Raw genomic sequence first — 9,783 nt, 5'->3', positions numbered from 1 at the left:
CAAAAAAGGGCACCCCACAAAGGTGCCCTTTTTTATTTCCAAAAACGCTAGTCGAAAAGGGTCAGCGTCGCCGATTTGCGGCTTTTCTCTAATTCGAGCAGCGTTCGTTTACGCTGCAGTCCGCCGCCATAACCGGTGAGGCTGCCGCTTGCACCAATAACTCGGTGGCAGGGCACGATAATCGCGATCGGATTTCGTCCATTGGCCAGGCCGACCGCGCGAGCGGCTCCCGGCGCGCCAATCTGTTCGGCGATCTCTCCGTAGGACCGGGTTTCTCCATATGGAATCGTCATCAACGCCTGCCACACGCGCCGCTGAAACACGCTGCCCGCCATGCTCAACTCGATGTCGAAGTCGGTGCACTCACCGGCGAAATACGCGTTGAGTTGGTCGACGGCCGCTGGGAAGGCGGTGTCCTCGGGCACCCAGTCGGCGCGGCTCGGCTCGTAGGTCTGGTCCACCATGCGCAGGTTCGTCAGGACATGGTCATGGCCCGCCAAGGTCAGCAGGCCGATCGGGCTGTCGATGGTGCGGTAGTAGATCATGCGATCTCCTTTGATGGCCAATGGTTCACCGGGTGGTCCAGCGTCGTCCACAGATGCTGGGTGGCGTAGGAACGCCAGGGCCGCCAGGCCTGGCTGCGAGCGATGAGCGCACGCTGTCCGGCAGGCAACCCCAATTGTTCGGCGGCCAGCCGCAGCCCAAGGTCGCTGGCGGGAAAGGCATCTGGGTCTCCAAGTCCACGCATGGCGATCACTTCTGCGGTCCAGGGTCCCACTCCGGGCAGCGCGAGCAGCTGCCGCCGGGCACCCTGCCAGTCGCAGCCCGCATCCAGCGTCAGACTGCCGTCGGCCAGCCCGGTGACAAGCGCTGTCAGCGTTCGGCGACGGGCGGCCGGAACGGCCAGGTGGGTCGGGTCGATGTCGGCGAGCTCCTCGACCGACGGAAAGGTATGCGTCAGCGCTCCGCCGACGTCGTGCACCGGCTGCCCGTAGCCGGCGACCAAGCGGGCTGCATGGGTTCGGGCGGCCTTCGTCGAGACCTGCTGACCCAACACGGCGCGGATAGCCAGTTCGTTTTCGTCGACGGTGCGGGGGATCCGTTGTCCGGGCGCCTTGGCCACCACAGCAGCCAATTCGGGGTCCGACCCCAAGACGTCGATCACCGCTTCCGGATCGGCGTCCAGGTCCAACAAGCGTCGGCAACGGGCGATAGCGGTCGTCAGATCGCGAAAGTCGTCGAGTACGAGCTGACAGCGGACGTGGTCTGGCGCCGGCGTCAAACTGACGATGCCGTTGCCGGACGGAAGCCGAAGCGTGCGGCGATACCCGCCATCGCGTACTTCTTCGCATCCGGGTATGGCACCGGCGGCCAGATGACCGAAAACGCCGTCGTAAGCGAACGGTGTCCGTACCGGCAGACGTACCGATACCGCTCCCGGCGAGCCGGCGGCGCACCCGAACCGGGCTGCCGCGCGCTTGCGCAGCGACGTCGGCGTGCTGTCGCACACTGTGCGCAGCGTGTCATTGAACTGGCGAATGCTGGAAAACCCCGCGGCAAAAGCGACGTCGCTCAACGGCAGATCCGTCGTCTCGATCAGCACCCGGGCCGTTTGGGTCCGTTGGGCGCGGGCCAGGGCAAGTGGGCCGGCACCTACCTCGGCTTGCAGCAGGCGCTCGAGTTGGCGCGTGGTGTAGCCGAGGTGGCCGGCCAGGCCGCTGACCCCTTCGCGGTCCACGGTGCCGTCGGCGATAAGCCGCATCGCCCGCGCGACAATATCGCCGCGCACATTCCACTCGGGTGAGCCCGGCGATGCGTCCGGACGACACCGTTTGCACGCGCGGAACCCGGCCCGCTGCGCGGCCGCCGCGGTCGGATAGAACCGCACATTGCGGGCGAGCGGGGGGCGGGCCGGACAGCTGGGACGGCAATAGATTCCGGTGCTGAGCACCGCGGTGACAAACCAGCCGTCGAACCGGGCGTCCTTGGACTGCACGGCCCGGTAGCAGCGGTCGAAGTCTTCATGCACGATTGCCACAATTACACCTGACCACCGACATCACTGGCGGAAAAACGACATCGTGGTGGATTGACGGGCCGGATCCGGCTACCCGGGTGACGCGATCCTGGTCGGTTGGTCGTGGCCGCGCAGCGTCACAGTCTCGCCCAACGTCCAGTGGTCACGTTCGCTGTCGGTCGCGCCGTCCAGTACCTCCGAGGACGCCAGCAATCGGGTGGGATGCGATTTGGCCAGGTCGCACAGCCGGGCCGCCTCGTTGACCGGCTCACCGATCACCGTGTACTCGAACCGCTCCTTGGCGCCGACATTGCCGGCGACGACCTCTCCGGCCGCCACCCCGATGCCGGCCAAACATTCCTGCACTTCGCTGCCGAGCCGCCGTGCGATGGCTCGCGCGGCGGCCAGCGCCTCATCTTCGGGGTGTTCGAGGCGATTGGGGGCGCCGAAAACCGCCAGCGTCGCGTCGCCCTCGAATTTGTTGACCAGCCCGCGATGGCGGTCGACTTCGTCGACGATCACGGCAAAGAACCGGTTGAGCAGTTGGACGAGTTCGGCCGGTGGTCGGCTGGTCACCAGCTGTGTCGAGTCCTCGATATCGACGAAAACCACTGCGACATGGCGCTCTTCGCCGCCCAACTGCGGCCGCTCCCGTTCGGCGGCAGCGGCGACCTCACGCCCGACGTGCCGGCCGAACAGGTCGCGCACCCGCTCTCGGTCCCGCAATCCGGCGACCATCGCGTTGAATCCACTTTGCAACTCGCCCAGCTCGGTCCCGTCGAACACCACCAAGTCGCCTCGCAGGTCGCCCTGTTCGACGCGCTTGAGCGCCGCGCGCACCACCCGCACCGGTGTGGCGATCAGCCAGGAGAGCAGCCACATCAGCGTGAAACCGAAGATCAGTGTTGCCACCGACAGGATCAGTACCGCAACACCGAATTGCGTCTGGGTCAGATTCCGCAGCGTCAACGCAAAAAACGCGGTCAGTGCGATGCCGACGACGGGGACGCCCGAACCGAGCAGCCACACCACCATGGTTCGGCCCATGATGCCCGGCGCGAGCCGCCGCGGTGGTGGCCCGGCCTGTAGTGCCTGGGCGGCCACCGGACGCAAGGTGAATTCGGTGATCAGGTAGCAGCCGGTACCCACCAGCACGCCGCAGAAGCTGGTCGAGAACACGACCTGCGGGATGAACAGGCTGTTGTGCAGGCCATAGAGCGCCGTGAACAGCGCCGCACCGACCGCCCACAAACCGAAGGTGACGATGGCGACTCGTGCCGGGGCCTGAAATGTGTTGCTCTCGTCGGCCTGGGTCGGGCTGCGTTCCTCGATTGCCCATCGCAGTGCGGTGACGGTGCGCCGGGTGATCCAGTAAGTGCCCAGTATCAGAGCGACGACGATGTAGGCCGGTACCAGCGCGTATGTAAGCCATGCCGGTGCATCGCTGAAGACGCTGGGCACCGGAAAGGCGACCGTCAGCAACAGCGCGTCGACGCCCATTCCGATGAGATTTGTCCCCACAATGAACACGGTCAGGATGACCTGAATCCGCACCCGGCGACGGGCCTGGCTCTCCGAAACCCGTCCCAGCAGCCAGGAGCCGTATGCCGGGGTCTCGGACAGCCGACCGCTTTGCCGGGTCACGCGCTCCAGGACCCGCCCGAGACGCTGTGCCACCGTTTTCTTGGCCATCATGGTGGCGTCAGCCTAATTTGTCCGGCGGCCGGACCTTAAGGTGAGTCGGGTGCGTCTCGTGATCGCCCAGTGCACGGTCGACTACCTCGGTCGGCTCACCGCCCATCTACCCTCTGCGCGCCGGCTGCTGCTGTTCAAGGCCGACGGCTCGGTCAGTGTGCACGCCGACGACCGCGCCTACAAGCCGCTGAACTGGATGAGCCCGCCGTGTCGGCTCTCCGAGGACCTCGACGGTCCGCTGCCGGTATGGGTGGTGGAGAACAAGGCCGGCGAGCAGTTGCGCATCACCGTTGAGGGGATCGAGCACGACTCCAGCCACGAGCTCGGCGTCGATCCCGGATTGGTCAAGGACGGTGTCGAGGCGCACCTGCAGGCATTGCTCGCCGAGCATGTCGAACTGCTCGGCACCGGATACACGTTGGTGCGCCGCGAGTACATGACCGCGATAGGACCGGTCGACTTGCTGTGCCGCGACGAGCAAGGGCGCGCCGTGGCCGTCGAGATCAAGCGGCGCGGCGAGATCGACGGCGTCGAGCAACTCACCCGCTACCTCGAGTTACTGAACCGCGACAGCCTGCTGGCGCCGGTGAGCGGAGTATTCGCCGCCCAGCAAATCAAGCCGCAGGCGCGGACTTTGGCTGTTGATCGCGGAATTCGTTGCCTGACACTCGATTACGATCAAATGCGGGGTATGGTCAGCGACGAGTACCGACTGTTCTGAGTCGGCAAATAGACTGGGCCAATGGCCCGCCGCCGTACACCGCAACGCCGACAGCAGCCGCTACGGTCGCTGCCGGTGGCGCGGCGGATGGAAACCGGACCCGATGGCCGTCAGTACGAAGTTCGGCCGGTGGCCGCCGCCCGGGCTGTCAAGACGTATCGCTGTCCCGGCTGCGATCACGAAGTTCGTTCCGGCACAGCACATCTGGTGGTATGGCCGGCTGATTCAGGAGAGGCCGGGATGGAGGACCGCCGGCATTGGCACACGCCGTGCTGGGCCCACCGCGCAACCCGCGGGCCCACCCGAAAGTGGTCTTAGTGGGTCAGTGCGATCCGTCGGAATCGGCTGCCGGCTCGACCAACTCGATCAGGACACCGCCGGCGTCTTTGGGGTGGATGAAGTTGATCCGGGAATCCGCGGTGCCTCGCCGCGGTGCGTCGTAGAGCAACCGAATGCCTTGGTCGCGTAGCCGTGCAGTCAGCGTGTCCAGATCGCTGACCCGGTAGGCCAGCTGCTGGATGCCCGGGCCGCGTTTGTCGAGGAATTTCGCGATCGCCGACGACTCGTCGATGGGAGCCATCAACTGGACCTGCGCGCTGCCGACTGCGGCGCCGCGCACCGCCAGCATCGCCTCGCGGATGCCCTGGTCCTTGTTGATCTCCTCGTGCAGCACGATCATGCCGAGCGTGTCGTGGTACCAGGCAATCGCCGCATCCAGATCTGCCACCGCGATGCCGACGTGGTCGACCGCTGTCACCAACGCGCTGGCCAGGGTACGTCGGACGTCGACATGTTCGGTGGTCATAACGTCACGGTAACCTGGCGGGAAAGATTGCGCTTCCTCGGCCTGTTTTTCGGCCGCTTCTGCTCGCCCCGGAGGTATTCATGACGACGTCGGTGATAGTTGCTGGAGCCCGCACGCCCATCGGGAAGTTGATGGGCTCCCTGAAGGATTTCTCGGCCAGTGATCTGGGCGCCATCGCTATTGCGGGCGCGTTGGAAAAGGCCAACGTGCCGGCGTCGGCGGTCGAGTACGTGATCATGGGCCAGGTGCTGACCGCGGGAGCCGGTCAGATGCCTGCTCGCCAGGCCGCGGTAGCGGCCGGTATCGGCTGGGATGTGCCGTCGTTGACGATCAACAAGATGTGCCTGTCCGGTATCGACGCCATTGCTCTGGCTGACCAGCTCATCCGGGCCGGCGAGTTCGATGTGGTGGTGGCCGGCGGCCAGGAGTCCATGACCAAAGCCCCGCATCTATTGATGGACAGCCGGGCGGGCTACAAGTACGGCGATGTGACTGTGTTGGACCACATGGCCTACGACGGCCTGCACGACGTGTTCACCGATCAGCCGATGGGCGCGTTGACCGAGCAACGCAACGACGCGGACAAGTTCACCCGCCGCGAACAGGACGAATTCGCGGCAGGCTCGCATCAGAAGGCGGCGGCGGCTTGGAAGGACGGCGTTTTCGCCGACGAGGTGGTGCCGGTGAGCATCCCGCAGCGCAAGGGTGATCCATTGCAGTTCAACGAGGATGAGGGCATCCGCGCCAACACCACCGCCGATTCGCTGGCCGGTCTCAAGCCCGCGTTTCGTTCCGACGGCACGATCACCGCAGGCTCGTCGTCGCAGATCTCTGATGGCGCGGCCGCCGTCGTCGTGATGAACAAGGACAAAGCCACTGAGCTGGGGTTGTCGTGGCTGGTGGAGATCGGCGCGCACGGTGTGGTGGCCGGCCCGGATTCGACGCTGCAATCACAACCCGCGAACGCGATCCAAAAGGCACTCGGCCGGGAGGGTATTGCTGCCGACCGGCTCGACGTGATCGAGATCAACGAGGCGTTCGCAGCGGTAGCGCTGGCGTCGACCAGGGAACTTGGTGTCGACCCGGAGATCGTCAACGTCAACGGCGGTGCCATCGCCGTCGGGCACCCGATCGGCATGTCCGGTGCGCGCATCACGCTGCATGCGGCGCTGGAGTTGGCGCGCCGGGGCTCCGGGTATGGCGTCGCGGCGCTGTGCGGCGCGGGCGGTCAGGGCGACGCGCTGATCCTGCGGGCCGGTTAGCCAGGCCATTCGCCTGACCGGCGTGACAAAGATGGTTGCTGGCGTTGTGCGCGGCGACCGTCTCGCTCGGAATTGTGATCTTGGTCACCACGATGCTCCCGACCGGGTGACGGACACGCCTGGCGGCGTGCCAGACTTGTCGACGTGAGCCGTCCCCGCCCTCCGATTGGGCCTGCGCTGGCCGGAGCGGTCGATCTGTCCAGCCTCAAGCAGCGCCCCCAGCCGAACGCGGCCAGCGGCAACGATGCCGTCGGCGCGGGATCGGCTGAGCTTGCCGGTGTGCCGATCACCGAGGCCAACTTCGAAGACGAGGTGCTGATCCGGTCCAACCAGGTGCCGGTGGTCGTGCTGTTGTGGTCCCCGCGCAGTGATGTGTGCCTGCAGCTGGCCGACGTCCTTGCCGGCCTGGTGGCCGCCGACGACGGCAAATGGTCGCTGGCGACTGTCAACGTCGACACCGCGCCCCGGGTGGCGCAGATCTTCGGTATCGAAGTGGTCCCGACCGTGGTGGCGCTGGCCGCCGGGCAGCCGTTGTCCAGCTTTCAGGGAATGCAGCCGCCCGACCAGTTGCGGCGGTGGGTGGATTCGCTGTTGTCGGCGACGGCCGGCAAGCTCAGCGGTGCACCGGGCGCCGAAGAAGACGAGGAAGTCGACCCGGCGCTGGCCCAGGCGCGGCAACAGCTCTCCGACGGTGACTTCGCGGCGGCGCTCGACTCGTACCAGGCGATTCTCGACGCCAATCCCAACCACGCCGAAGCCAACGGGGCGATCCGCCAGATCACCTTCTTGATGCGCGCGACCGAGCAGCGGCCCGACGCGGTGGCCGTCGCCGATGCGGCCCCCGACGACCTCGAGGCGGCGTTCGCCGCTGCCGACGTACAACTGCTCAACCAAGATGTGAGTGCCGCCTTCGACCGGCTGGTTGCCTTGGTGCGACGGACATCCGGGGACGAGCGCACTTCCGTGCGTACCCGGCTGATCGAGCTGTTCGAACTCTTCGACCCCGCCGATCCCGAGGTGATCACGGGTCGGCGCAACCTCGCCAACGCGCTCTACTAAGAGCGCTCCGCGCTGGTGGCGAGCGCTACTCGGGGGCCAGCCACAGTGCCGATGTCGGCGGCAACACCAACACCGCCGAAGCCGGCCGCCCGTGCCACGGCTCATCGGTGGCATCGACACCACCCATGTTGCCGACACCGGAGCCGTTGTAGGCGGTCGCGTCGGTGTTGAGCACCTCACGCCACCGGCCGGCGGTGGGCAGCCCGAGGCGGTAGTTACCGTGCTCGGCTCCGGCGAAATTGAACACGCACGCCATCACCGAGCCGTCGCTGCCGTACCGCAGGAAGCTCAACACGTTGTTGGCCGAGTCGTTGGCATCGATCCAGGAGTAGCCCTCCGGGTTGGAGTCCTGGCTCCACAACGCCGGGTGACTGCGATAAGTCGCGTTGATGTCGCGCACCAACGACAAAATGCCGGTGGAGAAGCCGTTCTCGTCGAGCTGATACCAGTCCAGCCCGCGTTCCTCGGACCATTCGGCGCGCTGTCCGAATTCCTGGCCCATGAACAGCAACTGCTTACCGGGGTGCGCCCATTGGTAGGCCAGCAGGCTGCGTAAGCCTGCGGCCTTCACATGGTCATTGCCGGGCATGCGCCCCCACAGCGTGCCTTTACCGTGCACCACCTCGTCGTGACTGAGCGGCAGCACGAAGTTCTCGCTGAAGGCGTAGAGCATCGAAAAGGTGATCTCGTGGTGGTGATAACTACGGTGCACCGGGTCATGGCTGATGTAGTCGAGCGTGTCGTGCATCCAGCCCATGTTCCACTTCATCGAAAAGCCAAGCCCACCGACGCTTGTCGGCCGCGAGACACCCGGCCACGACGTCGACTCCTCGGCGATGGTGACAATGCCGGGCGCCGCCTTGTGTGCGGTCGCGTTCATCTCTTGTAGGAACTGCACGGCCTCCAGGTTTTCCCGGCCGCCATAGATATTCGGCGTCCAACCGCCGACCGGACGCGAGTAGTCCAGATAGAGCATCGACGCGACGGCGTCCACGCGCAGGCCGTCGATGTGGAATTGCTCTAGCCAGTACAGCGCGTTGGCGACCAGGAAATTTCGGACTTCGGGCCGCCCGAAGTCGAACACGTAGGTGCCCCAGTCGAGTTGCTCACCGCGCTTGGGGTCGGAATGCTCGTAGAGCGCCGTGCCGTCGAAGCGGCCCAGGGCCCAGGCATCTTTCGGGAAGTGGGCCGGGACCCAGTCCACGATCACCCCGATGCCGGCCTGGTGCAACGTATCGACGAGGACCCGAAAATCGTCGGGGGTGCCGAAGCGTGACGTCGGCGCGTAGTAGGACGTGACTTGATATCCCCACGATCCTGCAAACGGGTGCTCGGCGACAGGCAGCATCTCGACGTGGGTAAAGCCGTGCTCGACAACGTAATCCGTCAACTCACGGGCCAGATCGCGGTAGCTGAGCCCCGGTCGCCACGAGCCCAGGTGCACTTCGTAGGTGCTCATCGGCTCGAAAACCGGGTTGCGCTGCGCGCGCTGCGTCATCCAGTCGGCGTCACGCCAGGTGTAATCACTCGATGTCACTCGTGACGCGGTGTGCGGCGGGACCTCGGTGGCGAAGGCGAACGGGTCGGCCCGGTCGGTGACGGCCCCGTCGGCGCCATGCACCCGAAACTTGTACAGGCCGTTGGGTGGGAACTCGGGCCAGAACAACTCCCACACTCCGGACGAGCCGAGCACGCGCAGCGGTGCGTCGTTGCCGTTCCAGCCGTTGAAGTCACCGATCAGGCTGACGCCCTTGGCATTAGGTGCCCAGACCGCAAACGACACACCCTCGACGACGCCGTCGGCCGTGGTGAACGAGCGCGGGTGAGCGCCCAGCACCTCCCACAACCGCTCGTGGCGGCCCTCCGCGAATAGGTGCAGGTCGACTTCGCCGAGCGTCGGCAGGAAACGATAGGCGTCGGCGACGGTGTGCGGATCGGAACCGTCGTAGCTCACCTCGAGGCGGTAGTCGATGAGATCGGCGAACGGCAACGCCACGGCGAACAGCCCGGAATCGATGTGCTGCAGTGGATACCGCTGTTTGCCGACGAGCGCGACGACTTCGGTGGCGTGTGGACGAAAGGCCCGGATGACAGTGTGATCACCGTACTCGTGCGCGCCCAGAATGCCGTGCGGGTTGTGGTGTACACCGGCCAGCAGTCGATCGAGGTCATTGGGCTCGGGCGTCAGATGGGTCCGGGCCAGTTGGTCGGTTGGTGTCATCGC

The 9,783-nt window shown here is 65.8% G+C and carries 9 protein-coding genes; 4 read left to right on the top strand and 5 right to left on the bottom strand.

Annotated elements, in window-relative coordinates; all coding sequences use genetic code 11:
* Positions 1-47 precede the first annotated feature (47 nt).
* The 3 genes from AC5Y49_RS04755 to AC5Y49_RS04745 all read right to left on the bottom strand — a co-directional run bounded on the left by AC5Y49_RS04755 (position 48) and on the right by AC5Y49_RS04745 (position 3,712).
* Positions 48-545 (bottom strand): methylated-DNA--[protein]-cysteine S-methyltransferase, encoded by a 498-nt coding sequence (locus tag AC5Y49_RS04755; protein WP_499884590.1) that lies wholly within the window; start codon positions 543-545, stop codon positions 48-50.
* Positions 542-2,029 (bottom strand): AlkA N-terminal domain-containing protein, encoded by a 1,488-nt coding sequence (locus AC5Y49_RS04750; protein WP_499884667.1) that lies wholly within the window; start codon positions 2,027-2,029, stop codon positions 542-544. Before AC5Y49_RS04750 ends, AC5Y49_RS04755 begins: the two co-directional genes overlap by 4 nt.
* 78 nt (positions 2,030-2,107) lie before the next feature.
* Positions 2,108-3,712: an adenylate/guanylate cyclase domain-containing protein gene (locus tag AC5Y49_RS04745; RefSeq protein ID WP_499884589.1), complete on the bottom strand. Its 1,605-nt coding sequence runs from the start codon at positions 3,710-3,712 to the stop codon at positions 2,108-2,110.
* A gap of 49 nt (positions 3,713-3,761) precedes the next feature.
* Between AC5Y49_RS04745 and nucS the strand changes: the two genes are divergently transcribed.
* Both nucS and AC5Y49_RS04735 read left to right on the top strand, forming a co-directional pair.
* Positions 3,762-4,433 (top strand): endonuclease NucS, encoded by a 672-nt coding sequence (nucS, locus tag AC5Y49_RS04740; protein ID WP_499884588.1) that lies wholly within the window; start codon positions 3,762-3,764, stop codon positions 4,431-4,433.
* A 21-nt stretch (positions 4,434-4,454) separates the two neighbouring features.
* On the top strand, positions 4,455-4,751 hold the full coding sequence (locus tag AC5Y49_RS04735; protein ID WP_499884587.1) for an Rv1322 family protein: 297 nt from the start codon (positions 4,455-4,457) through the stop codon (positions 4,749-4,751).
* Positions 4,752-4,755: 4 nt separating this feature from the next.
* Here the strand turns inward: AC5Y49_RS04735 and mce are convergent, their stop codons facing one another.
* Positions 4,756-5,238, bottom strand: a complete 483-nt coding sequence (mce, locus tag AC5Y49_RS04730; RefSeq protein ID WP_499884586.1) for a methylmalonyl-CoA epimerase — start codon at positions 5,236-5,238, stop codon at positions 4,756-4,758.
* Between the two features lie 80 nt (positions 5,239-5,318).
* On the opposite strand from mce, the gene AC5Y49_RS04725 reads away from it, so the two are divergent.
* Positions 5,319-6,500, top strand: coding sequence for an acetyl-CoA C-acetyltransferase (locus AC5Y49_RS04725; RefSeq protein WP_499884585.1), 1,182 nt, complete (start codon positions 5,319-5,321; stop codon positions 6,498-6,500).
* A 144-nt stretch (positions 6,501-6,644) separates the two neighbouring features.
* Positions 6,645-7,559 (top strand): co-chaperone YbbN, encoded by a 915-nt coding sequence (locus tag AC5Y49_RS04720; RefSeq protein ID WP_499884584.1) that lies wholly within the window; start codon positions 6,645-6,647, stop codon positions 7,557-7,559.
* A 25-nt stretch (positions 7,560-7,584) separates the two neighbouring features.
* Here AC5Y49_RS04720 and glgB read toward each other — a convergent pair whose 3' ends face one another.
* Positions 7,585-9,780: a 1,4-alpha-glucan branching protein GlgB gene (gene glgB / locus AC5Y49_RS04715; protein WP_499884583.1), complete on the bottom strand. Its 2,196-nt coding sequence runs from the start codon at positions 9,778-9,780 to the stop codon at positions 7,585-7,587.
* Positions 9,781-9,783 lie beyond the last annotated feature (3 nt).

This window comes from Mycobacterium sp. NGS62 (genome assembly GCF_059812285.1).
The sequence above is the reverse complement of the archived record's forward strand: the minus strand, read 5'-3'. Positions and strand labels throughout refer to the sequence as shown.